General features: G+C 72.6%; 20 protein-coding genes. 5 read left to right on the top strand and 15 right to left on the bottom strand.

Going from position 1 to position 23,409, the window contains the following annotated elements; genetic code table 11:
• Positions 1-22 precede the first annotated feature (22 nt).
• The 8 genes from ACO06A_RS19465 to ACO06A_RS19500 all read right to left on the bottom strand — a co-directional run bounded on the left by ACO06A_RS19465 (position 23) and on the right by ACO06A_RS19500 (position 8,378).
• The gene (locus ACO06A_RS19465) at positions 23-853 is read right to left on the bottom strand and encodes a shikimate dehydrogenase (RefSeq protein ID WP_421733828.1); all 831 of its coding nucleotides are present in this window, start codon (positions 851-853) and stop codon (positions 23-25) included.
• Positions 850-1,998, bottom strand: coding sequence for an endolytic transglycosylase MltG (gene mltG / locus ACO06A_RS19470; RefSeq protein ID WP_421733829.1), 1,149 nt, complete (start codon positions 1,996-1,998; stop codon positions 850-852). Before mltG ends, ACO06A_RS19465 begins: the two co-directional genes overlap by 4 nt.
• Positions 1,999-2,056: 58 nt before the next feature.
• Positions 2,057-2,626, bottom strand: coding sequence for a Holliday junction resolvase RuvX (gene ruvX, locus ACO06A_RS19475; RefSeq protein WP_421733830.1), 570 nt, complete (start codon positions 2,624-2,626; stop codon positions 2,057-2,059).
• 1 nt (position 2,627) lies between these two features.
• Positions 2,628-5,306, bottom strand: coding sequence for an alanine--tRNA ligase (gene alaS / locus ACO06A_RS19480; protein ID WP_421733831.1), 2,679 nt, complete (start codon positions 5,304-5,306; stop codon positions 2,628-2,630).
• A gap of 39 nt (positions 5,307-5,345) precedes the next feature.
• Positions 5,346-5,702 (bottom strand): hypothetical protein, encoded by a 357-nt coding sequence (locus tag ACO06A_RS19485; RefSeq protein WP_421733832.1) that lies wholly within the window; start codon positions 5,700-5,702, stop codon positions 5,346-5,348.
• Positions 5,702-6,070, bottom strand: a complete 369-nt coding sequence (locus ACO06A_RS19490; protein WP_175347602.1) for a DUF948 domain-containing protein — start codon at positions 6,068-6,070, stop codon at positions 5,702-5,704. The genes ACO06A_RS19485 and ACO06A_RS19490 overlap by 1 nt, the downstream gene beginning before the upstream one ends.
• A 110-nt stretch (positions 6,071-6,180) precedes the next feature.
• Complete coding sequence (rpsD, locus tag ACO06A_RS19495; protein WP_175347601.1) at positions 6,181-6,807, bottom strand: 30S ribosomal protein S4; 627 nt, start codon at positions 6,805-6,807, stop codon at positions 6,181-6,183.
• Positions 6,808-7,007: 200 nt separating this feature from the next.
• Positions 7,008-8,378 (bottom strand): replication-associated recombination protein A, encoded by a 1,371-nt coding sequence (locus tag ACO06A_RS19500; RefSeq protein ID WP_421733833.1) that lies wholly within the window; start codon positions 8,376-8,378, stop codon positions 7,008-7,010.
• Between the two features lie 93 nt (positions 8,379-8,471).
• Here ACO06A_RS19500 and ACO06A_RS19505 point away from each other — a divergent pair, with 93 nt between their 5' ends.
• Together ACO06A_RS19505 and ACO06A_RS19510 are read left to right on the top strand one after the other, a co-directional pair.
• On the top strand, positions 8,472-10,715 hold the full coding sequence (locus ACO06A_RS19505; protein ID WP_421733834.1) for an MMPL family transporter: 2,244 nt from the start codon (positions 8,472-8,474) through the stop codon (positions 10,713-10,715).
• A 10-nt stretch (positions 10,716-10,725) separates the two neighbouring features.
• Positions 10,726-11,091 (top strand): hypothetical protein, encoded by a 366-nt coding sequence (locus tag ACO06A_RS19510; protein WP_421733835.1) that lies wholly within the window; start codon positions 10,726-10,728, stop codon positions 11,089-11,091.
• 1 nt (position 11,092) lies between these two features.
• On the opposite strand, the gene ACO06A_RS19515 is transcribed toward ACO06A_RS19510, so the two are convergent.
• Genes ACO06A_RS19515 through ACO06A_RS19540 form a run of 6 tightly spaced genes read right to left on the bottom strand, consistent with a single transcriptional unit; the run spans position 11,093 to position 17,550 of the window.
• Positions 11,093-11,851: a GNAT family N-acetyltransferase gene (locus ACO06A_RS19515; protein ID WP_421733836.1), complete on the bottom strand. Its 759-nt coding sequence runs from the start codon at positions 11,849-11,851 to the stop codon at positions 11,093-11,095.
• Positions 11,851-13,620 (bottom strand): aspartate--tRNA ligase, encoded by a 1,770-nt coding sequence (gene aspS, locus ACO06A_RS19520; protein ID WP_421733837.1) that lies wholly within the window; start codon positions 13,618-13,620, stop codon positions 11,851-11,853. The genes ACO06A_RS19515 and aspS overlap by 1 nt, the downstream gene beginning before the upstream one ends.
• Positions 13,621-13,672: 52 nt before the next feature.
• Positions 13,673-14,320, bottom strand: coding sequence for a hypothetical protein (locus ACO06A_RS19525; protein ID WP_421733838.1), 648 nt, complete (start codon positions 14,318-14,320; stop codon positions 13,673-13,675).
• 39 nt (positions 14,321-14,359) lie between these two features.
• The gene (locus ACO06A_RS19530; RefSeq protein ID WP_421733839.1) at positions 14,360-15,421 is read right to left on the bottom strand and encodes an Rv2578c family radical SAM protein; all 1,062 of its coding nucleotides are present in this window, start codon (positions 15,419-15,421) and stop codon (positions 14,360-14,362) included.
• A gap of 31 nt (positions 15,422-15,452) precedes the next feature.
• A complete protein-coding gene (hisS, locus tag ACO06A_RS19535; RefSeq protein WP_421733840.1) occupies positions 15,453-16,802 on the bottom strand; it encodes a histidine--tRNA ligase in 1,350 nt (449 codons plus the stop codon).
• A gap of 31 nt (positions 16,803-16,833) precedes the next feature.
• Positions 16,834-17,550 (bottom strand): MBL fold metallo-hydrolase, encoded by a 717-nt coding sequence (locus ACO06A_RS19540; protein WP_421733841.1) that lies wholly within the window; start codon positions 17,548-17,550, stop codon positions 16,834-16,836.
• A gap of 159 nt (positions 17,551-17,709) precedes the next feature.
• Between ACO06A_RS19540 and ACO06A_RS19545 the strand changes: the two genes are divergently transcribed.
• From ACO06A_RS19545 to ACO06A_RS19555, 3 genes are all read left to right on the top strand, one after another.
• Positions 17,710-18,471 (top strand): peptidylprolyl isomerase, encoded by a 762-nt coding sequence (locus ACO06A_RS19545; RefSeq protein WP_421733842.1) that lies wholly within the window; start codon positions 17,710-17,712, stop codon positions 18,469-18,471.
• Entirely contained in the window at positions 18,468-20,348 is a 1,881-nt protein-coding gene (locus ACO06A_RS19550; protein WP_421733843.1) for a DUF349 domain-containing protein, read from the top strand. The genes ACO06A_RS19545 and ACO06A_RS19550 overlap by 4 nt, the downstream gene beginning before the upstream one ends.
• A gap of 111 nt (positions 20,349-20,459) precedes the next feature.
• Entirely contained in the window at positions 20,460-21,020 is a 561-nt protein-coding gene (locus tag ACO06A_RS19555) for a hypothetical protein (RefSeq protein ID WP_421733844.1), read from the top strand.
• A 1-nt stretch (position 21,021) separates the two neighbouring features.
• On the opposite strand, the gene ACO06A_RS19560 is transcribed toward ACO06A_RS19555, so the two are convergent.
• Complete coding sequence (locus tag ACO06A_RS19560; protein ID WP_421733845.1) at positions 21,022-23,346, bottom strand: RelA/SpoT family protein; 2,325 nt, start codon at positions 23,344-23,346, stop codon at positions 21,022-21,024.
• Positions 23,347-23,409: the final 63 nt, after the last annotated feature.

The raw sequence follows: 23,409 nt of genomic DNA on the forward strand, positions 1-23,409 counted from the left end.
AACCCTGAGGCGCGTGAGGATCTCAGGTGGTGAGTTTGTCCTCGAGTGCCGCCGACATGGCTGCGAGCGGGGCGGCCCGCCCGGTCATCAGGCGCACCTGCTCGGCCGCCTGGTGCAGCAGCATGCGCTCCCCGCCCACCACCGCTCCCCCGGCCGCTGCCCAGGCGACCGACAGCGCGGTCGGCCTGGGGTCGTACGCCACGTCGAGGAGGACGCCCTCCGCGTGGGTGACCTGCGCGGCGATCGCGTCCGCGGCGAACGGCGGAAGGGTCGACACGACCGCATCGGCGCGGCCGATCTCCCCCACCGCGGCATCCAGCGTGCGGTAGACGGGCGTCACGCCCATCCGGTGGGCCGCCCGCATGAGCCCGCCCGCCCGGGCGAGGGCCCGGACGTAGACGACCGGCGACGCGCAGCCGAGCTGGGCGAGCGCGGCGAGCGTGGACGCCGCAGTCGCGCCGGCGCCCAGCACCGCGGCGGTGCGGACCTGGGCGCCGTCGAGCCCTTCACCGAGCGCGGCGACGAGCCCGTGCACGTCGGTGTTCGCGCCGATCAGCGTGCGTCCCTGGAACAGCACCGTGTTCACGGCACCGACGACCTCCGCCAGGGGCTCGACGTGGTCGAGCAGCGGGATGACCGTCTGCTTCAGGGGCATGGTGAGGCTCAGACCCGCCCAGGACGCGTCGAGCCCGTGCACGAACGTCGCGAGCTCGGCCTCGGTGACGTCGACCGCGTCGTAGCGCCAGCCGTCGAGTCCGAGCGCCGCGTAGGCGGCGCGGTGGAGCGTCGGTGACAGCGAGTGCGCCACCGGGTGCCCGAGCACCGCCGCCCGTCGAGGGGCGGCCGTGCTCACCCGCTGTTCTCCTCCTGCCACTGACGAAGAAGCGCCTTGTTGGCGTTGTGCTCCTCGTTCGTGACGGCGAAGCGGGTCTCCCCGGTGTCGAGGTTGACCGCCACCCAGAAGAGCCAGTCACCCGGCTCAGGGTTGAGGACAGCGTCGATCGACACCGCGCCCGGGGAGGCGATCGGCGTCGGCGGCAAGCCGAGGTGGGTGTAGGTGTTGTACGGGTTGGAGTCGTCCTGCGTCATCTCCGTGGTCAGGTCCATGCCCGAGATGCCCAGCCCGTAGGCGACCGTCGCGTCGATCTGCAGCACCATCTCCTTGGCGAGGCGGTTCTCGATGGCGCGCGCCACCTTGGGCCGGTCCTCGGGGAGCTTCGCCTCGCGCTCGACCAGCGACGCCTTGTTGAGCACGGTCTCCCACTGGTCCTGCGGGACACCCTTCTGCGTGAGCACAGCCACGGTCTGCGCGGTCATCTGAGACAGGACGCTCGCCGGCGTGGCGTCCGGCTGGATGTCGTACGTGGCCGGGAACAGCCAGCCCTCGGCGTTGCCGTTGGCCTCGGCCGGCAGCCCGATGGCGGCGGGGTCCGCGATCGCGGCCTGGACCTCCTCGACGGGTACGGCCATCTTCTCGCTGAGCTTCGTCGCGATCTGGTCCTTGGTGAGCCCCTCGGGGATCGTGACCTTGAACGAGACCCTGCTCGACGGGTTGAGGAGCGCGACGACGGCGTCGGACGCCTTCATCTCGAGGAGCATCGAGTACGTGCCCGGCTGGATCGAGCTGGCCTGCGCGTTCGCCGCGAAGGCGTCGTTGAAGGCCTTGGCGGTGGCGACGACGCCCGCATCCACCAGGGTCGTCGCCATGTCGGCGCCGGTGTCGCCGGGTTTGATGACGATCTCCACCCTGCCGTGGCCGATCCCGCTGTAGTCGTCGACACCACTGCCGGAGCCCTGCGCGCCCTGGAACAGGCCACCCATGAGCTCGATGACCACGTAGGCGGCGCCGGCGACCATGAGCACGGCGACGACGAGCACCCAGATCGAGCGACGACGACGACGCTTGCGTTCCCGCTGCTCCTTCGCGCGGCCGCGGGATCGGGAGGGTCGGCGCTCGGCCGGGGCGAGACGGGTGTCACCACCGAACAGGTCGCTCACCTCGTCGCTCCGTTCTCCGGGGGCCCAACGGTCGGTCTGGCTGTTGGTCACTCGCGCGTCACTCCACAGTCGTCCGTGCGTCGCCCGCAGCCCCCCCGCGCGCCACTGGAGCATGCTGTGCTGGGCCGACGAGCACCCGCTCACCGGGACGTCGCCCCGACGCACGCTCCGCGTCCAGCGCGGACTGCAAGATCACCACCGCGGCCGCCTGGTCGACGACCTGCCGGTGGCTGCGTCCGGATCGGCCGGACGCATGCAGCGCGTGATGGGCGGACACCGTGCTCATCCGCTCGTCGACCAACCGCACCGTGACGGGTGCGACGGCCTGCGCCAGTTGGACAGCGTACGCGCGCGCGGCGTCGGATGCGGAACCTTCGGCGCCCGATAAGTGCACCGGAAGTCCGACATACACAACACCCACACCCCGCTCCTGCACCTCCCGCACCACCTGCGCGATGTCGGACGGAAGCCGACCTTTCGCGCTGGTGGCGCGTGCGAGGGTGGCCACCGGCGTCGCGATCAGCCCGTCGGGGTCGCTGCTCGCGAGGCCGACGCGCACGGAGCCGACGTCCACCGCGAGCCGGGCGCCGCGGACGACGTCCCGGTCGGGGTCGGGTACGGCGGGCACGTCAGCCGCTCACCGCCGCGGTCACCGCGGCCAGCGCCTCGGCGAGCCGCACGGGATCCGTGCCGCCGCCCTGTGCCAGGTCGTCCTTGCCGCCGCCGCCCCCGCCGAGGATGCCGGAGGCCGTCCGCACGAGGGCGCCGGCGCGCACACCACGCTCGCGCGCCGCGGCGTTGGTCGCGACGACGACGACCGGCCGGCCCTTGCTCACGCCACCGATCGCCACCACCGCGGGCGCCGCCTCGCCCAGCCGCGAGCGGACGTCGAGCACCAGGGTGCGCAGCTCGTCGCCGCCGACCTCGCCCGCGTCGTGCGCGACCACGCGGGTCTCCCCCACCGTCTGCGCGCCGGACGCGAGCGCGCCCGCCTGCGCGAGCAGGGTCGCCTGGCGCAGCCCCGCGAGCTCCTTCTCCGAGTCCTTGAGCTTGGTGAGCAGCGAGGACACGCGCTCTGTGAGCTCGTCCGGGCGAGCCCCGAGCAGCCCCGACAGCTGGCCGACGAGCGCGCGCTCCTTCGCCTGGTACCCGTAGGCCCCCGCACCGACGAGGGCATCGACACGCCTCACGCCGGAGCCGATCGCCGACTCGGACAGCAGGGTGACCAGGCCGAGCTCGCCGGACCGCTTGACGTGCGTGCCCGCGCACAGCTCGAGCGACCAGCCGTCGCCGATGTCGACGACGCGGACCTCGTTGCCGTACTTCTCGCCGAACAGCGCCATCGCGCCCCGGCCACGTGCCTCGTCGATCCGCATGACCGAGTCGGTGATCTCGAGGTCGTCCTGGAGCCGCTCGTTGACGCGCGCCTCGATCTCCGCGACGACCTGTGACGGGGTCGCGGACGGCGAGCGGAAGTCGAACCGGAGCCGGCTCGGCGCGTTGAGCGAGCCGGCCTGCGTCGCGCTCTCCCCGATGGACTCGTGCAGCGCCTTGTGCACCAGGTGCGTGGCCGTGTGGGCACGCGCGATCGCCCGGCGGCGGTCGACGTCGATCGTCGCGGTCCCGGACTCGCCGAACGTGACCGTGCCGTCGACCAGGCGACCGTGGTGCACGGACAGGCCCTTGACCGGCGCCTGCACGTCGTCGACCTCGATGCGCGCACCGCCGTCGAGCACGATGACGCCGGTGTCCGCCTGCTGCCCGCCCGCCTCGGCGTAGAACGGCGTCACGTCGAGCACGACCTCCACGTCCGCGGGCGCGGTCGCGGCCGGCGCAGGCACGCCGTCGACCAGCAGGCCGACCACGCGCGAGCGGGCGGTGGCGTCGGTGTACCCGATGAACTGGACCGGCTTCGCGCTCTCGCTGCTCAGGGTGCTGTGCAGCTCCTGGTAGGCCGCCGTGTCCGCGCGACCGGCGCGCTTGGCCAGCGCGTCCGCCCGTGCACGGTCCCGCTGCTCCTTCATGAGGGTCCGGAACGCGGTCTCGTCGACGGAGACGCCCTGCTCGGCCGCCATCTCGAGCGTGAGGTCGATCGGGAAGCCGTAGGTGTCGTGCAGCTGGAAGGCGTGCGACCCCGAGAGGACGCCGAGCGCCTGCTTCTTCACGTTCTGGACAGCAGTGTCGAGGATCACCGTGCCGGCAGCCAGCGTGCGCCGGAACGACTCTTCCTCGGCGTACGCGACCTGGCTGATCTTCTCGAAGTTCGCCGCGAGCTCTGGGTACGACGGGCTCATCGCGTCCTTGCTCAGGGGCAGCAGCGACGGCAGCGCGAGGCCCTCGACCCCGAGCAGGCGCATCGCACGGATGGAGCGGCGCAGGAGGCGGCGCAGCACGTAGCCGCGGCCCTCGTTGGACGGCGTGACGCCGTCGCCCATGAGCATGAGCGAGCTGCGCACGTGGTCGGCGACCACGCGCATCCGGACGTCGTCGTCGTGCACCGCGCCGTACCGCTTGCCGGACAGCTCCTGCGCACCCCGGATGACGGGGAACACCTCGTCGATCTCGTACAGGTTGTCGACGCCCTGGAGCAGGTAGGCCACGCGCTCGAGGCCCATGCCGGTGTCGATATTCTTCTGCTTGAGGTCCCCGAGGATCGGGAAGTTCTCCTTGCCGCCCCCGTCACCGCGCTCGTACTGCATGAAGACGAGGTTCCAGATCTCCAGGTAGCGGTCCTCGTCGACGACCGGTCCGCCCTCCGCGCCGTACTCCGGCCCGCGGTCGACGTAGATCTCCGAGCAGGGACCCGACGGTCCGCGCGCGCCGGTGGACCAGAAGTTGTCCTTCCAGCCGCGGCGCTGGATGCGCTCGTCCGGCAACCCCGCGATCTGCTTCCAGAGGTCGGCCGCCTCGTCGTCGTCGTGGAAGACGGTGACCCAGATGGTGTCGGGGTCGAAGCCGAATCCACCGGTCTCGCGCGACCCGGTGACCAGCTCCCAGGCGTAGGTGATCGCGCCTTCCTTGAAGTAGTCGCCGAACGAGAAGTTGCCGTTCATCTGGAAGAACGTGCCGTGGCGGGTGGTCTTGCCGACCTCCTCGATGTCGAGGGTGCGCACGCACTTCTGCACGCTCGTGGCGCGCGGCCACGGCGCGGTCTGCTCGCCGAGCATGTACGGGATGAACGGCACCATGCCGGCGATGACGAACAGGGTCGACGGGTCGGGCGAGATCAGCGAGGCCGAGGGGACGACGACGTGGCCCTTGCCCTCGAAGTAGTCGAGCCAGCGCTGGCGGATCTCGGCGGTACGCATCGGTGTCCTCGTCGTCGTGCTGTGGTGATCGGGTGGTGCCTAGAAGAAGGTGTAGCCGTCGTCGTCGTCCGGGTCCTCGGTGGGGCCTGCCCAGTCCTCGCCACGGCGGGAGGACCATGCGCGCCGCAGCTTCTCGACGCGCTCGGGTCGTTCCGCCCGGAGCGCGTCGACGTCGACGTCGCCGACGAGGTCGTGCCGCAGCTGCGCCTCACGCTCGGCCATCCCCGCCAGGAACTCGCTCTTGAGGGTGGCCACCGCGTGCGTGACGCGCTGGGCACCGTCGATGGCGTCGGTGGTCCCGGCCGGCAGGTAGGTCTCGACGACCGTGCGCCCCTTGCGGATCACGATCACCGTGACGACGACGCCGACGGCCAGCCAGGTCAGGCGGCGCGCCATCATCGGCTCCGGCGCGCGCTCGCCGCGAGACCGGACAGCGCCCGGCGCACGCCGTACGAGAACGCCGCGACCTTGATCATCGGCGAGCCGACGGTCGCGGCGAACAGCGACGTGAGCGCCGAGACGTTCTCCGACACCTGCGCGGCGGCCGTGGTGACCGTGTCGATGTTGGCCAGCTGCCCGTTCGAGGACGCCACGAGCGTGGCCGTCTCGTCCAGCACCGGGACCGTGTGGTCGGTGATCTCCTTGACCGAGGTCCGGGTCTCGTCCAGCACGCGGCCCAGCTTGATCAACGGGACCGCCAAGAAGCCCACGAGCAGCACGAACGCGATCGCGGCGATCAGACCCGCGACGTCACCCACCGACATGTCCAGCCTCCTGGTCCTGGGGTCGTCGACCCCGCGGAAACCCTACCCGCCCCCGCACGCACGAACGCCCCGCTGCGCAGCTGCGCGGCGGGGCGTCCGTGAGGAACGGATCAGCGGGCGTAGTACTCGACGACCAGCTGGACCTCGCACGTCACGGGGACCTCGGCGCGCTTGGGGTGGCGGACCAGGACGGAGCTGAGCTTCTCCAGCTGCACGTCGAGGTAGCCCGGGACCGTCGGGAGGACGTCGCGGTGCGCACCGGCGGCGGCGACCTGGAACGGCACCGTGGCCTGGCTCTTCGGCTTGACCTGGAGCGTCTGGCCCGGCTTCACGCGGAAGGAGGGACGGTCCACGATCTTGCCGTCGACCAGCATGTGACGGTGCACGACGACCTGGCGGGCCTGGAGGATCGTGCGGGCGAAGCCGGAGCGCAGGACGAGGGCGTCGAGACGCGTCTCGAGGTTCTCGACGAGCGCCTCACCGGTCAGGCCCGGGGCCTTGCGGGCGTCCTCGTACGCACGAGCCATCTGCTTCTCGCGCAGCGCGTACTGGGCGCGCAGACGCTGCTTCTCACGCAGACGGACCGCGTAGTCGGACTCGGTGCGGCGACGCGCACGGCCGTGCTCGCCGGGGGGGTACGGCCGCTTCTCGAAGTGCTTGACGGCCTTGGGCGTCAGCGCGAGGCCGAGGGCGCGGGAAAGGCGCACCTGGCGACGCGAGCGGGTCACGCTGCTCACAGAGTTACTTCCTGTCGTTGTAGACGTCACACCCGAAGACGGAGAGCTCCGCCGGGCGTGGGGCCGACCGTGTGGTGCGTCGTGTCTGGTGTCCGACGCTGGCTAAGGCCCCAGGTGGCCGTCCGAGCTGGGGGCGTGAATGCACACCCGTCCCGCGGACGACCTCGACACTCTACCCTGCGCCGGCCGGGAAACCCGAATCAGCCCTGGCCGTCGAGGATCGCCCTGATCCGGTCCAGCCGCTCGGTCACCTGGCGCTCGTAGCCGCGGTCGCTCGGCTCGTAGTACCGCGTGCCCACCAGCTCGTCCGGCAGGTACTGCTGGGCGGCCACCGCGTGCGGTTGGTCGTGCGCGTAGAGGTAGGACGTCCCGTGGCCCAGCTGCTTGGCGCCCGGGTAGTGCGCGTCGCGCAGGTGCGAGGGCACCGAGCCGATCCGGCCGGCGCGCACGTCGGCCAGCGCGCGGTCGATGCCCGTGTAGGCGGCGTTCGACTTCGGGGCGGTCGCCAGGTGCACGACGGCCTCCGCCAGGATGATCCGCGCCTCGGGCATCCCGATCAGCGCGACGGCCTGGGCGGCGGCGACGGCCGTCTGGAGCGCGCTCGGGTCGGCCATGCCGACGTCCTCGGCGGCGGCGATGACGATCCGGCGGGCGATGAACCGGGGGTCCTCCCCCGCGGCGATCATGCGTGCGAGGTAGTGCAGCGAGGCGTCGACGTCGGAGCCGCGCATCGACTTGATGAACGCGCTGATCACGTCGTAGTGCTGGTCGCCGTCGCGGTCGTAGCGCACCGCGGCGACGTCGATCGCGCGCTCCATCGTCGCCAGGTCGACCAGCACGGGAAGGACCGCGTCGTCCTCCGAGAGCGCGGAGCCCGCGGCGGCCTCGAGGATGGTCAGCGCCTTGCGCGCGTCCCCGCCGGCCAGCCGGAGCAGGTGGTCCTCGGCGTCGTCGGACAGCGTGATGGACCCGCCCAGGCCCCGCTCGTCCTCGACCGCCCGACGGACCAGACGGCGCACGTCCTCGGTGTCGAGCGGCTGGAGCGTGAGCAGCAGGGAGCGGGACAGCAGCGGCGAGTTCACGGAGAACGACGGGTTCTCCGTGGTGGCGGCCACCAGGGTGACCCAGCGGTTCTCCACGCTGGGCAGCAGGGCGTCCTGCTGCGCCTTGGTGAACCGGTGGACCTCGTCGATGAACAGGACGGTCTCGGTGCCGTCCGTCGCCAGCCGGCGGCGGGCGTCCTCGATCACGGCCCGCACGTCCTTGACCCCCGCAGTGACCGCCGACAGCTCGACGAAACGGCGGCCGGACGTGGCGGCGATGAGGTACGCGAGGGTCGTCTTCCCGGTGCCGGGCGGTCCCCACAGCACGACCGAGGTGGGCGCCGCCCGACGAGCCGCGTCGTTGGCAGGCTCGACCAGCCGCCGCAGGGGCGACCCGCCGACGAGCAGGTGCTCCTGGCCCGCCACCTCCCCCAGGTCACGCGGCCGCATCCGCACCGCGAGCGGCGCCCCGGCCCCGACGGCGGGCAGGCCGGTGGCCGTCGACGTCACCGCATCGAAGAGGTCCATGCGGGCAGGGTACGCACGCGGACCGACGTCGGAGAGCCTCCCTCACCCCGAACCGGTGACTCCGTGTGCGCGACGGCCGTTCCACCTGCGACGATGACCGGCGTGTTCGCCCGAGTAGGTCGCGCTGTCGCCCACCACCCCCGCCTCACCGTCGTCGCGTGGCTGGTCCTCGCCGTGCTCGGCTACGGTCTGGCGGTCCTGGGCGTGCACGGGGAGAACCTGTTCGACCGCCTGAGCACCGGCGCTCCGTCGGTCCCCGGGTCCGAGAGCGCCGAGGGGCGGCAGATCCTCGAGGACTCCGACGAGAGCGGCCCCTCCCTCACGCTGGTCCTCCAGGGCGTCGACCCGACCGACCCCGAGGTGGCCACGGCCCTGGCGCCGGCACGCGAGGACCTCGCCTCGATCGACGGAGTCGTCTCCGTCATCGACGCGCTGGGCCTGCCGGACGGCGCCGCCAACCCCGCCGCAGCCCCGTTGCTCGCCCAGGACGGGGACGGGTTCCTCGTCGTCGTGGAGCTTGCCCCCGACCTGTCCGAGGACGACCAGCAGGCCGCGCTGGACGCCGTCGCGACACGCCTGCGCGAGGTGCCGGCGGACCTCGAGGTGGCCGCGCCCGGAGTCACCGGGATCGTCGGTGGCACCACGCTGATCGTCGAGGCCATCACGGACCAGGTGGAGACCGACCTGCGCACCGGCGAGACCATCGCGCTGCCGATCGCGCTGCTCATCATGATCCTCGTCTTCGGAGGCTTCCTCGCCGCCGGGATGCCGATGGTCGGTGCAGTCGCGTCGATCGCCGGCGGGCTCGCCGCACTCCTGGGCTTCTCCTACGTCCTCGACCTCGACTCGTCCGTCGTCAACATCGTGACGGTCCTCGGCCTCGGCCTATCCATCGACTGGGGCCTGCTGATGGTCTCCCGGTTCCGGGAGGAGCTGCACCGCGTCGTCGACGGCGACGGCGGACGCGGGAGCCGACGACGGCGCGGCGACGGCGCGGTGCTGACCGCGATCGAACGGACCATGGCGACGGCCGGCCGCACCGCCACGTTCTCCGCGCTGATCATCGTCATCTCGATCGCCGGGCTGCTCGTGTTCCGGCCGCCGATCCTGCGGGCGTTCGGGGCGGCGGGCGTCGCCGTGATCGTCGTGGCGGTGGCCACCGCGCTGACCCTGGTGCCGGCTCTCCTGGTCCTGGCCGGCCGCCGCATGATCCGGCCGAGCATCCTGGCCAGGATCCCCGGCCTGCGCGGCGTGCTGGCGCGCACCGCCGACGTGCAGACCGAGGAGGGACTGTTCTCGCGTCTGGCCGCGCGGGTGCAACGGCACCCCTGGTTCGTGCTCCTCGGGTCTCTCGCGGTGCTCGGCTTCCTCGCCCTGCCGCTCGCTCACCTCGAGCTGCGCAACTCGACCACCGAGCTGCTGCCCGCCGGAAGCACCCAGCGCGAGTTCGTCGACGTGCTCGCCCGTGACTACCCCGCCGCGTCCACCCCGGCGATCACCGTGGTCGCACAGGCGTCCCTCGACGACGCCACCGCCTGGGCCGCCACGCTCGAGGACCTCGACGGGGTCGCGTCCGTCGACCCGCCGTCCCCGGTGGACTCCTACGTGGTAATCGGGATCCGCCCCGACACCGACGACCCCGGTGACACCGTCGCGCGCGAGGTCGTCCAGCAGGTCCGCGACCTCGATGCACCGTTCCCGACGTGGGTCACCGGCCAGGCCGCCTCGCAGATCGACTTCACCGCGGCCGTAGTCGACCGGGCGCCGGTCGCGATCGGGATCGTGGCGATCACGACGCTCGTCCTGCTCTTCCTCATGACCGGCTCGGTCGTCGTGCCCGTCAAGGCGCTCCTCACCAACGCGCTGTCCCTGGCGGCGTCGCTGGGCGTGCTCGTGTGGGTGTTCCAGGACGGGCACCTGGCCGGCCTGCTGAACTTCACGCCGACCGGCGGCATCGAGACCTACGTCATCGCCCTCGTCGTCGCGTTCGCGTTCGGGCTGGCCATGGACTACGAGGTGTTCCTGCTGTCCCGGATCAAGGAGCTGGTGGACCGGGGCATCCCCAACGACGACGCCGTGCGACTCGGGCTCCAGCGGTCGGGGCGGATCATCACGTCCGCCGCGCTCATCGTCGTCGTGGTGTTCGCCGGCTTCGTCGCCGGCGAGCTCCTGGTGATCAAGGAGGTCGGGTTCTCCCTGGCCGTCGCGGTGCTCGTCGACGCGACGCTGGTCCGGATGCTGCTGGTCCCCGCGACCATGACGCTCCTGGGCCGGGCGAACTGGTGGGCGCCGCCCTTCTTGCGCCGTCTGTACGACCGGATCTCGATCACCCACTGAGGACGGACCCATGCCGCGGAGCGCCCCCACGGATCGAGTCGTCTACGCGCGCCTGCTGCGGCGGTCGCGCTGGCTCACCGCTGCCGCGTCCGTGCCGTTCGCCCTCCTGGCGACGGAGCTGGTCTCGCGCGCACTCAGCGACGACCCGTCCACCCACGCGAGCGCGGCCTTCGTGTTCTTCCAGCTCGGGCTGTACTCGATCCTCGCGGGCGTCGCCCTGTGGTTCACGTGGCGCCGGTCGTTCCGCGCCCGCCCGGTCGTCCTTGCCCACGACGCGCAGCCCGGCACCGTCATGGGGGTGCCCGAGCTCGACGCTCCCGCCGGCAGGCACAGCACGCTCTCCGGGAACGCGGAGCCACCACCCCGACGGTGGTGACTCAGCCGGGCGGTCGACGAGCCCCGGCGGGCGAGAACGACGTGAGCTCGACCTCGGTGCGGTAGCCGAGCCGGTGGTAGATCCGGCGGGCACCGTCGTTCTGCGCGTACATGCCCAAAGACACCCACGGCGCCCCGGCAGACAGCCCGGCGCGCGTCGCGGCCGCGGTCAGCGCGGTCCCCAGGCCGGTGCCGCGCAGGCTGGGCAGGACTCCGAGACCGTGCACGTGCCAGGAGGGGTCGGTGCCCGTCGCGCCGCGCTCCGACGCACCGACGACCCCGCCGAGCACGCCGTCGACCTCGACTCCCCACCACCCGGCCTCGCCGGGTCGGGTGGGGTCCGCGGTCGTGTCGGGGCTGGCCGCGCTCAGGCACCGGCGGATCCGGTCCGCGTCGGTCGTCGGATCGAGCCGCCGCACGGCACGCTCCCCGGCCACCACCGGCGGGACCACGTCCGTCGAGAGCCAGTCCCACGTCGAGAACGGGACCAGAGCGAGCCTGGCGAGCACGCCAGCGGTCGGCCGCGCCCCCCGCGGCAGGCTCATCCAGCGGGCAGGACCGACGTCGAGCCCGGCGACGAGGCGGTCGACCGCCGCGGGGTCCCCGCGGCCGAGCAGGTTGGGACGCTCCGGTCCGCCAAGCACGAACAGGATCCCGTCGTCGTCCCCCACGACCTCGACCGCACCCCAGCGGTTCCGGTCGCCGATGATCAACCTGTCCTGCTGCCACCGGGGCGGGAGCAGCTCGAGCACGTCCGTCATCAGGCCGGCGGCGCGACCTTCGGCTTGGCGTCGACGCCGGCCTCGCGGCGCTGCTCCGGGGTGATCGGCGCCGGCGCAGCCGTCAGCGGGTCGAACCCGCCGCCCGACTTCGGGAACGCGATGACGTCGCGGATCGACTCCGAGCCGGTCAGCAGGGCCAGGATCCGGTCCCAGCCGAACGCGATCCCGCCGTGCGGCGGCGCGCCGAACTGGAACGCGGTGAGCAGGAAGCCGAACTTCTCCTGCGCCTCGTCCGGACCGATGCCCATGACGTCGAACACCCGCTCCTGCACGTCCTTGCGGTGGATACGGATGGACCCGCCGCCGATCTCGTTGCCGTTGCAGACGATGTCGTACGCGTACGCCAGCGCGGCGCCGGGGTCCTTCTCGAACGTGTCGATCCACTCCGGCGTCGGGGACGTGAACGCGTGGTGCACCGCGGTCCAGGCGCCACCGCCGACCGCGACGTCGTCGTCCTCACCGGTCGGCTTGAACAGCGGGGCGTCGACCACCCAGACGAACTTCCACTCGTTCTCGTCGATCAGGCCACCGCGGCGACCGATCTCCAGGCGCGCGGCGCCCAGCAGCGCACGGGCGTCGTTGACCGGACCGGCGGCGAAGAAGACCGCGTCGCCGGGGCTCGCGCCGACGGCGGCGACGAGGCCCGCGCGCTCGGACTCGGACAGGTTCTTGGCCACCGGGCCGCCGAGCTCGCCGTCCTCGCCCACCGTCACGTACGCCAGCCCCTTGGCGCCGCGCTGCTTGGCCCACTCCTGCCAGGCATCGAAGCCGCGGCGCGGGGTCGAGCCGCCGCCCGGCTGCACCACCGCACCCACGTAGGGCGCCTGGAAGACGCGGAACGGGGTCTCCGAGAAGTACGAGGTCAGCTCGACCAGCTCGAGCCCGAAGCGCAGGTCCGGCTTGTCGTTGCCGTAGCGCGCCATGGAGTCGGCGAACGTGATGCGCGGGATCGGCGTCGGCACCGTCACGCCGATGAGGTCCCAGAGCGCGACCAGGATCTGCTCGCCGAGGGCGATGACGTCGTCCTGCTCGACGAAGCTCATCTCGACGTCCAGCTGCGTGAACTCCGGCTGACGGTCCGCGCGGAAGTCCTCGTCGCGGTAGCAGCGGGCGATCTGGTAGTACCGCTCCAGGCCGCCCACCATGAGCAGCTGCTTGAACAGCTGCGGCGACTGCGGGAGCGCGTACCAGGAGCCCGGGGACAGGCGCGCCGGCACGAGGAAGTCGCGGGCGCCCTCCGGGGTGGAGCGCGTCAGGGTCGGCGTCTCGACCTCGACGAAGTCCTGCGCGTCCAGCACGCGGCGCGCGGCCTGGTTCGCCTTCGCCCGCAGGCGCATGGCCCGTGCGGGTGCGGGTCGTCGCAGGTCGAGGTAGCGGTACTTCAGCCGGGCTTCCTCACCGATCGTCTCGTCGAGCGACGACGACACCTGGAAGGGCAGAGGCTCGGACTCGTTGAGCACGACGACCTGCGCCGCGACCAGCTCGACCTCGCCGGTGGCCAGGTTCGGGTTCTCGTTGCCGGCGGGCCGACGGCCCACCTCCCCCGTCACCTGGAGGACGTACTCCGCGCGCAGCCCGTGCGCGACCGCCTCGTCACGGATGACCACCTGGGCGATGCCCGAGGCGTCCCGCAGGTCCACGAAAGCCACCCCACCGTGATCGCGACGCCGGTCCACCCAGCCCGTGAGGGTGACGGTGGTACCGATGTGCTCGGCTCGCAGCGAGCCGGCCGTGTGGGTGCGGAGCACGGAAGGTCCTTCGGGTCGGGAGTGGGAGCGCCCGTCGGACGCCCGCACGATCTTAGTGCCCGTGCCGGGACGGGCCCGCCGTCAATTCGATGGTGGTCAGCACGCGGGTCACGGCGGGCGTCGGTGGGACGGAGGAGAACCCGAACCGGACCGACGGCCGGACCGGTCGCACGGCGCCGAGGTCCTGCGACCCCCACAGGGCCCGCACCGACGTCACCGCGTGCTGGTCGGTCGCGAGGTACCACTCGCGCCGGCCACGGCCCGCGGTGCCCCGTGTCCGCACCCCGTCGAGCACGACGCGGGCGACGGGGTCGACCGCGGTCGCGACGAGCGGCGCGAGCGCCTGGTGGCGCGGGACCAGCGCGAGCAGGTGCCCGACGCCGGTGCGCGCGCCCACGGTGAGGTCCGCGGTGAGCGGGCCGGCGCGCAGTCGCCAGCGGCGTCGGCCCTCGTCGGCACGCAGGTCGACCGGCACGACGTGCACCGCGTCGAACTCGTAGGTGGCCGCCACCAGCTCGGCGACGTCGTCACGCGGGGCGAGCAGGAGCCGGGTTCCGTCGGCACGCTCGACCATCACGTCCACGACGCTGCCGAGCGGCGAGCGCAGCCACCGCCCGACGACCACCCGGGTGCCTTCCGCGGTGCCGAAGCCGGCGATGTGCCCGTCGAACACGAGGCGGCTAGCGCGGGATGTCGTCACCGCGCCACGGTAGGTGGGGCGGACGCTCCGCGCGCGTCGTCAGAACAGTGCGGGCTGCGCCGCCGCGACCGTCGGCTCGTGCACCGGGAGCCCGCCGTCGGCGATGCTGCCGGTCGGGTAGGAGCCCTCGCCCGGCATGCGGTGCCCTCCGCCGCGACCGCCGAAGCCGTGCCGCGCCAGCAGCGGCCGCACGCGCTCGTCGAGCCACGCCGCGTACTCGCGCGGGGCGTAGGCGCCCTTGGCGTACAGGTCCTGATACCGCGTGACCAGCGCCGGCGCGTGCTCGGCCAGCCACGCGAAGAACAGCGGCTTGACCGGGCCGCGCAGGTGCAGAGGGAGCACCGTGACGCCCGTGGCACCCGCGTCGGCCAGGTCCCGCAGCAGGGAGTCGAGCTGCTCACGGTCGTCGGTGAGCCAGGGCAGGACCGGGGCGACCATCACCCCGCACGGCAGGCCGGCCGCGCGGATCGCCCGGATCAGGTCCAGGCGCGCTCGCGGCGTCGGCGTGCCGGGCTCGACGGCCTGCTGGAGCGTCTCGTCGCCGATCGCCAGGGACACCCCGATCCCGACGGGCACCGTCCGCGACACCTCCGCCAGCAGGGGCAGGTCGCGGCGCAGGAGCGTGCCCTTGGTGAGGATCGACAGCGGCGTCCCGGACTGCGCCAGGGCCTCGATGATCCCGGGCATGAACCGGTACCGGCCCTCCACGCGCTGGTACGGGTCGGTGTTGGTGCCGAGCGCCACGTGCTCCCGCGTCCAGCTCCGCCGGCTCAGCTCGGCGCGCAGCACCTCGACGACGTTCGTCTTGACGACGATCTGGGTCTCGAAGTCACGCCCGGCGTCGAGGTCGAGGTACTCGTGGGTGGACCGGGCGTAGCAGTAGCCGCACGCGTGCAGGCAGCCCCTCGTCGGGTTCACGGTCCAGCGGAACGGCATCTGCGACGCCTCCGGGACCTTGTTCAGCGCGCTCTTGCAGGCCACCTCGTGGAACGTCACGCCCGCGAACTCCGGCGTCCGCACGCTGCGCTGGAGCCCGGCCAGGGTCAGACCCGGCAACGCCGCGGCGTCGTCGGTCCCCAGCTTCTGCCCGTCCCATCGCATGACACCATGCGAACACCTGTTCGAACGGCTGTCAAGCAGGCACGACGCGCGGCCACAGGTCGGCGTCGTCGGGCGTCCACGTCCCGGCGTCGGCGTCCACCTGCTCGCCCGAGCGGATGTCCTTGACCTGGTCGGCCGACTGGTCCTCGCCGACGAACCACACGAACGGGATCCCCCGGCGGTCGGCGTGCCGGATCTGCTTGCCGAACTTCGCCGCCGAGGGCGCCACCTCGACGGGGATGCCCCGGGACCGGAGCGCGGTCGCGACCGCGTCGGACCGGTCGCGCGCCTCCTCGTTCGACACGGCGACCAGCACCGCGCTGGGGACCGAACGCGTGGCCGCCACCAGGCCTGCGCTGAGCAGGCGCGACACGAGCCGGGAGACACCGATCGACAGGCCCACGCCCGGGTAGGAGCTCGCGCCGTCCGACGCGAGCGTGTCGTACCGCCCGCCGGAGCAGATCGAGCCCAGCTGCTCGTGCCCGACCAGGACGGTCTCGTAGACGGTGCCCGTGTAGTAGTCGAGCCCGCGGGCGATCTTGAGGTCGGCGACCACGACGCCCGGGGCGCGGACGGCAGCCGCGCGGATGAGTGCACCCAGCTCCGCGAGGCCCTCGTCGAGGAGGTCGTTCGACTCCCCCGCCAAGGCCCGTACGCGGTCGATCACGGACTCGTCGGACCCGCTGATCGCGGCGAGCTCCAGGCACGCGCGTGCCTGGGTCTCGTCGGCGCCCGCCTCCGCGACCAGGAGGGCAGCCACGGCGTCGGCGCCGATCTTGTCGAGCTTGTCGATGTTCCGCAGCACGGACTCGACGTCCGTCAGGCCGAGCCCCCGGTAGAAGCCCTCGGCGACCTTGCGGTTGTTCACCAGGATCCGCACCGGCGGCACCCCGATCGCCCGCAGCGCGCCGAGCGCCTCCGCCATCACCAGCGGCAGCTCGACCTCGTAGTGGTACGGCAGCGTCCCCGCGCCGACGACGTCGATGTCGGCCTGGACGAACTCCCGGAACCGCCCGTCCTGGGGCCGCTCGCCGCGCCAGACCTTCTGGATCTGGTAGCGGCGGAACGGGAACGCGAGGTGACCGGCGTTCTCCAGCACGTACCGCGCGAACGGCACCGTCAGGTCGAAGTGCAGGCCGAGCGTCCCGGCGCGGTCCGGCTCGGCTCCGGCCTCCTCCTGGAGTCGCCGCAGCACGTAGACCTCCTTGGAGGTCTCCCCCTTGCGCAGCAGCTGGTCGAGGGGCTCGACCGCGCGCGTCTCGATGCCGACGAAGCCGTGCAGCTCGAAGGTGCGGCGCAGGACGTCCAGGACGTGCTGCTCGACGATGCGCCCGTCGGGCAGCCACTCAGGGAATCCGGACAGGGGGGTGGGTCGCGCCATGGGGCCCGATCATTCCAGACCGTCGCAGGCCTCAGAGCCGCTGGAGGTACGGGTTGCGCGCCAGCTCGGTGGCGATGTCGCTGGTGGGACCGTGCCCGGGGACGACGACCGTGTCGGGCGGGAGGGTCGCGACGACCTCGCGCAGCGTGCGTCGCATCGTCGCGTCGTCCCCGCCGGGCAGGTCCGTGCGGCCGACCGAGCCGGCGAACAGGACATCCCCGGTGAACGCCACGGAGTCGACGAGGTAGAGGGTCGAGCCCTCGGTGTGTCCCGGCGCGTGCCGGGCCACCACGCGGAGGCCACCGAGGTCGAGCACCGTGTCCGCGGAGCGGGGCTCGTCCACGGCACCGAACGGCTCGACGCGCCGCGGGGCCGCGTAGGCCGCCGGGTCGATCCCGGAGGCGGCGATCGCCTGGGCGAGCGGGCCCGACGGGTCGTGCGGCGGCCGGCCGACGGAGCCCAGCACACCGAGCGTGCCGAACGGGTCGGCCAGTCGGTAGACGTCGGCGGCGTGCATGACCACCGGTACGTCGAGCGCATCCGACAGGCGGCCCGCGTCCCAGGTGTGGTCGACGTGCCCGTGGGTGAGGAGGACCGCCGCGGCCCGCAGCCCCCGGTCGGTGACGAGGCCGACGATGGAGTCCGTCACGCCGGCGCCGGCGTCGATCACCACGCACGAGCCGTCGTCGCTCACGAGCACGCTGCTGCGGGCGCCGAAGACCGCGGACTCGACCGTGATGACCTCCATGGGAGGCACGCTAGCCGCTCGGCGTGTCCGGACTGTGATGTCACCCCGCGGTGCCGCTGGTCGCCGGTGGCGCAGGCTTGCCTAGACTGTCCCGGGTTCCCTACATGCAGTGCGGCAGTCGGACGTCCGGCCGCACCGCCAACGACGCGAGGAGTGTGCGTGTCCACGAAGAGCGAGCGTGAGTACGAGCGCCGCCGGTACGAGAAGTGGCAGGAGCGTCAGGCCAAGGCGCGCGCCCGCCGCCATCGCAACCGCGTGATCGCCGGCAGCATCGTCGCAGCCTTCGTGCTCGTCATCGGCGCCGGCGCTGCCTTCGTCCTCACGAACGACGACGATCCCGCCGCGTCGCCCACTGCCTCCCCGACGGCGAACGCGGCCGAGGTCCCCGACCCCGCGCTGGCCGAGGGACGCACCTGGACCGGTGACATCGCGCTGACGCAGGGCGACCTCGGCATCGAGCTCGACGGCGCGGCCGCACCGCAGGCGGTCGCCAACTTCGTCACGCTCGCGCAGGAGGGCTTCTTCGACTCGACCAAGTGCCACCGCCTCACCGAGGAAGGCATCTTCGTCCTCCAGTGCGGCGACCCGACCGCGCTCGGGATCGCGGACCCCACCACGGGCGGCACCGGCGGACCCGGCTACACCTGGGGACCGATCGAGAACGCGCCCGCCGACGGCGTGTACCCGGCGGGCACCATCGCCATGGCACGGACCGGCAACGACGGCAGCTCGATGGGCAGCCAGTTCTTCCTGGTCTACAAGGACTCACCGATTCCCGCAGACACTGCGGGTGGCTACACCGTGTTCGGCCACATCACGTCCGGGATGGACGCGTTGCAGGCCATCGCCGACGCGGGCACCGTCGAAGGGACCCAGGTCCCGGTGTCCGACGTCATCATCGAGGGAGTGAACATCCAGTGACTCAGACCCCGACGTCCGGACCCGACCCCGACGACCTCGAGCCGGCGCCCGACGCCGAGCAGCCCGCGGCACCCACGGTGCCCGACGAGGTCGACGCCACGGCTCCCGACCCGGTCACGGAGGATGTTCCTTCCGACGAGGCACCCGCGACCGCCGACGAGGTCGTCGACGAAGCGACCACCCCCGCCACCGCCGAGGAGCCGACCACCGAGGAGCCCGTCTCCGCGGAGCCCGTCTCCGAGGAGCCCGTCTCGGACGACTCGGTCGAGACCCCCGAGCAGCCGGTCGCCGACGACGCGGTCGAGACCGCCGATGAAGCGGTCGCCGAGGACGCACCTGCGGAGACCGACGAGCCGGTCGCCGAGGACGCGACAGCGCCCGCGGAGGAGCCGGTCGCGGACCAGGCCGCCCCGGAGACCACCGACGACGCCCCGCCCGCGGAGCCGGTCGCCGACGACGCGTCGGCGGAGCAGACGCCTGCTCCCCCCGCCGCGCCGACGCCCGGTGCACGCCCGGTCCCGCGCCCGCGCCCGGTCCCCCACCCGCCCACGCACCCGACACCGACGGTCGCCGCTGCCGCACCGTCCGCGCCGGTCGCACCCCCGCAGGACGCCGCCGAGGCCGCCCACGCCGCCACGTTCGGCAGCGTGGACGACGAGGGCAACGTCTCGGTCCGCGAGGCCGCCGGCGAGCGCGTCGTCGGCCAGTACCCCGGCGCGACCACCGAGGACGCCCTGGCGCTCTACGTGCGTCGGTTCCTCGACCTCCAGGCCAAGGTCACGCTCTTCGAGGCGCGCCTGACCGCGACGGACCTGTCCGTCAAGGAGATCGACCAGACCCTGACCAAGCTCACCGACGAGGTTGCGGAGCCCGCCGCCGTCGGTGACCTCGACGGGCTGCGCGCTCGGCTCGAGGCGCTGCGGACCACCGCGGCCGAGCGTCGCGCGGTCGCCGAGGCCGAGCGTGCTGCGGCGCGCGAGGCGGCCGTCGTGGCCCGCACCGAGATCGTCGAGCAGGCAGAGAAGATCGCGTCGACGGACCCGTCCCGCATCCAGTGGCGGCCCGCCGGCGAGCAGCTGCGCCTCCTCCTGGACCAGTGGAAGGAAGCCCAGCGCAGCGGTCCCCGTCTGGACCGTCCCACGGAGGAGTCCCTCTGGAAGCGGTTCAGCCACGCCCGCACCACGTTCGACCGCGAACGCCGCCACTTCTTCGCCGAGCTGGAGACGCGCAACGCGTCCGCCAAGCAGGTCAAGGAGAGCCTGGTGGCGGACGCCGAGCGGCTCCAGTCGAGCACGGACTGGGGCGCGACGGCCGGGGTGTTCCGTGACCTGATGGCGCAGTGGAAGGCCGCCGGACGGGCGAGCCGGGCCGACGACGACGCCCTGTGGGCCCGGTTCCGTGCGGCCCAGGACGCGTTCTTCGCCGCCCGCGACGCCCAGTCGGCCGCGACCGACGAGGAGTTCCGCGCCAACCTCGAGGTCAAGGAGGCGCTGCTGGCCGAGGCGGAGGCGCTCCTGCCCGTGACGGACCTCTCCGCGGCCAAGGGGGCGCTGCACCGGATCCAGGACCGGTGGGAGGCCGCGGGCAAGGTGCCGCGCGCCGATGTCCAGCGCATCGAGGCTCGCCTGCGGGCCGTGGAGACGGTCGTGCGCGACACCGACCAGGCCCAGTGGCGCCGCACCAACCCGGAGACCCGGGCGCGGGCCGAAGGGGCGGCCGCGCAGCTGGAACAGGCGATCGCCGGCCTCGAGTCCGATCTGGACCGGGCGAAGGCAGCCGGCGACGCACGGAAGATCGCGGACGCGCAGGCGGCCCTCGACGCTCGCCGCGCCTGGCTCGAGCAGGTGCAGCGCGCCGCGCAGGACGCCCGCGGCTGACACCGGCCGCGTGCTCGTCCAAGGCCCCTGCCCGTCCGGGTGGGGGCCTCGGTCGTCCACAGATCCGCCGGCGCTCGGTCGGCGCGGACCGGCGGGCGCCATGCTGCACGCGTGAGCACCCGACTCGACGAGTACCGCGCGGTGCCCCCGACCCTCCCCCGCACGGTCAGCCGCGACGACGTCGGAGCAGCCGCCTGGTTCGGGCTGCTCCGGGACGGCGTCGTCCGGCGCGTCTGGGGTGACGTCGCGATCGCTGCGGACCTCGTGGACACGCCGGCGTTGCGCGCGGTCGCCCTGGCGCCGCTGGTCCCTTCTCGCGGGGTCGTCGGGCGCCGCGCGGCCGCGTGGGTGCACACCGGCCGCTACCCGCCGGTGCGCGTCGACGTCCTCGTGGGCACCGGCGGGCGCCGGACGGACCCGCACCCGGAGCGCGTCGCCGCAGAGGCGGTCCTGCCGACGCACGACGTGGTCCGTGTCGGGGCGCTCCGGGTCACCACGGTCCAGCGCACCGGCGCCGACCTCGCGCGGACGCTGCCGCACGACGAGGCCCTGCCGGTGCTGCGGGGGCTGCGCGAGGTGGGCTTCGACCCCGAGCAGGCACTCGAGCAGCTCGTGGAGCTCCGTGGGCAGCGCGGGGTGCGTCAGGCCCGCACCATCCTGGGGAGCCTGTGAGTCAGGCGCGGATGGCGGGTTCCTCGGCGGCCTTGGCGCCGGTGATCCGGTACACGTCGAACACGCCCTCGACCTTGCGGACCGCCGCGAGCACGGACGCCAGGTGGGACGGCTCGGCCATCTCGAACACGAACCGCGAGAGGGCCACCCGGTCGCGTGACGTGGAGACGGAGGCCGAGAGAATGTTCACGTGCGAGTCCGACAGGACGCGCGTGACGTCGGAGAGCAGCCGGCTGCGGTCGAGCGCCTCCACCTGGATCTGCACCAGGAACATCGAGGAGCTCGTGTGGCTCCACTCGACGTCCACCATGCGCTCCGGCTCGTTCCGCAGGCTGGTGACGTTGATGCAGTCCGATCGGTGCACGCTGACGCCGGCGCCGCGCGTCACGAAACCGACGATCTCGTCGCCCGGAACCGGCGTGCAGCACTTGGCCAGCTTCACCCAGATGTCGTCGACACCCTTGACCACGACTCCGGGGTCGCCCGTCCGGACGCGCCGTTGGGTCTGGCCCGGACGGGCCACCTCGGCGAGGTCCTCCTCCGCCGCCGGCTCCCCGCCCATCGACTGGACCAGCCGCTGCACGACCGTGCCGGCGGACACCTGGCCCTCGCCGATCGCCGCGTAGAGCGACGACACGTCGGCGTACCGCATCTCGTTGGCCAGAGCCACCAGCGACTCGTGCGACAGGAGCCGCTGGATCGGCAGGTTCTGCTTGCGCATGGCCTTGGCGATCGCGTCCTTGCCGTGCTCGATCGCCTCCTCGCGGCGCTCCTTCGAGAACCACTGGCGGATCTTGTTGCGGGCGCGGGGGCTCTTGACGAAGCCGAGCCAGTCGCGCGAGGGCCCCGCGGTCTCCGACTTCGACGTGAACACGTCGACCACGTCGCCGTTCTCGAGCGACGAGTCCAGCGGCACCAGTCGGCCGTTGACGCGGGCGCCCATGGTCCGGTGCCCGACCTCGGTGTGCACCGCGTACGCGAAGTCGACGGGCGTCGAGCCGGAGGGCAGGCCGATCACGTCGCCCTTGGGCGTGAACACGTAGACCTCGGACCCGGCGATCTCGAACCGCAGGGAGTCGAGGAACTCGCTCGGGTCCGCGGTCTCCTTCTGCCAGTCGACCAGCTGCCGCAGCCACTGCATGTCGTTGCCGGCGGAGTCCTTCTCCCCCGTGGTGGCGTTCTTCGCGCTCTCCTTGTACTTCCAGTGCGCGGCGACGCCGTACTCCGCCCGGCGGTGCATGTCGTGCGTGCGGATCTGGATCTCGACCGGCTTGCCGCCCGGGCCGATCACCGTGGTGTGCAGCGACTGGTACAGGTTGAACTTGGGCATCGCGATGTAGTCCTTGAACCGGCCCGGGACCGGGTTCCACCGCGCGTGCAGCGCGCCGAGCGCCGCATAGCAGTCCCGCACCGAGTCGACCAGGACGCGCACCCCGACGAGGTCGTAGATGTCCGCGAAGTCGCGGCCGCGCACGATCATCTTCTGGTAGATCGAGTAGTAGTGCTTCGGCCGACCGCTCACGGTCGCCTTGATCTTCGCCTTACCCAGGTCGGCGCCCACCTGCTCCCGGACGGTCGCCAGGTACTCCTCGCGAGCGGGCGCGCGCTCGGCGACCAGGTGCACGATCTCGTCGTAGACCTTCGGGTAGAGCGTCGCGAACGACAGGTCCTCGAGCTCCCACTTGATCGTGTTCATGCCGAGCCGGTGGGCCAGCGGGGCGTAGATCTCGAGCGTCTCGCGGGCCTTCTTCTCGGCCGACGCCGCGGCGACGAACTTCCAGGTCCGGGCGTTGTGCAGCCGGTCGGCCAGCTTGATGACGAGCACGCGGATGTCCCGCGACATCGCGACGACCATCTTGCGGACGGTCTCGGCCTGCGCCGCGTCGCCGTAGGTGACCTTGTCCAGCTTGGTCACCCCGTCGACCAGCATGGCGATCTCGGGGCCGAACTCCCGGCGCAGCTGGTCGAGCGAGTAGTCCGTGTCCTCGACCGTGTCGTGCAGCAGCGCCGCGGCCAGCGTCGAGGGCGTCATGCCCAGCTCCGCCAGGATCGTCGCGACCGCCACCGGGTGCGTGATGTACGGGTCGCCACTCTTGCGCAGCTGCCCGCGGTGCGCCTTCTCGGCCACCACGTACGCCTGCTCCACCACCGCGAGGTCGGCCTTCGGGTGGTTGGTCCGGGCAGCCTGCAGCACCGGCTCGATGGCCGGGAACGCGGCGCCGCTGCGGGCGCCGAACCGGCCGAGGCGTGACCGCATGCGGCTCGACGGGGAGTCGCTCTGCGCCGCCGGGACACCGGTCTCGGGCGTGCGGACGTCTTCGCTCATCACACCCCCTCCCACGGTCGAGGCGACAGTCTACGACCGCGCGACGCGTGGGACGGTCACGAG

This window comes from Cellulomonas sp. (genome assembly GCF_965229465.1).
In the GTDB taxonomy this organism is placed as follows: Bacteria; Actinomycetota; Actinomycetes; order Actinomycetales; family Cellulomonadaceae; genus Cellulomonas.

Bases quoted from the DNA above. Each gene is read 5' to 3' on its own strand.
- alaS (WP_421733831.1), bottom strand. From the start codon at position 5,306: ATGCGTACCGCCGAGATCCGCCAGCGCTGGCTCGACTACTTCGAGGGC.
- ACO06A_RS19485 (WP_421733832.1), bottom strand. From the start codon at position 5,702: ATGGCGCGCCGCCTGACCTGGCTGGCCGTCGGCGTCGTCGTCACGGTG.
- ACO06A_RS19490 (WP_175347602.1), bottom strand. From the start codon at position 6,070: ATGTCGGTGGGTGACGTCGCGGGTCTGATCGCCGCGATCGCGTTCGTG.
- ACO06A_RS19500 (WP_421733833.1), bottom strand. From the start codon at position 8,378: ATGGACCTCTTCGATGCGGTGACGTCGACGGCCACCGGCCTGCCCGCC.
- ACO06A_RS19505 (WP_421733834.1), top strand. From the start codon at position 8,472: ATGACCGGCGTGTTCGCCCGAGTAGGTCGCGCTGTCGCCCACCACCCC.
- ACO06A_RS19510 (WP_421733835.1), top strand. From the start codon at position 10,726: ATGCCGCGGAGCGCCCCCACGGATCGAGTCGTCTACGCGCGCCTGCTG.
- ACO06A_RS19515 (WP_421733836.1), bottom strand. From the start codon at position 11,851: ATGACGGACGTGCTCGAGCTGCTCCCGCCCCGGTGGCAGCAGGACAGG.
- ACO06A_RS19530 (WP_421733839.1), bottom strand. From the start codon at position 15,421: ATGCGATGGGACGGGCAGAAGCTGGGGACCGACGACGCCGCGGCGTTG.
- hisS (WP_421733840.1), bottom strand. From the start codon at position 16,802: ATGGCGCGACCCACCCCCCTGTCCGGATTCCCTGAGTGGCTGCCCGAC.
- ACO06A_RS19540 (WP_421733841.1), bottom strand. From the start codon at position 17,550: ATGGAGGTCATCACGGTCGAGTCCGCGGTCTTCGGCGCCCGCAGCAGC.
- ACO06A_RS19560 (WP_421733845.1), bottom strand. From the start codon at position 23,346: ATGAGCGAAGACGTCCGCACGCCCGAGACCGGTGTCCCGGCGGCGCAG.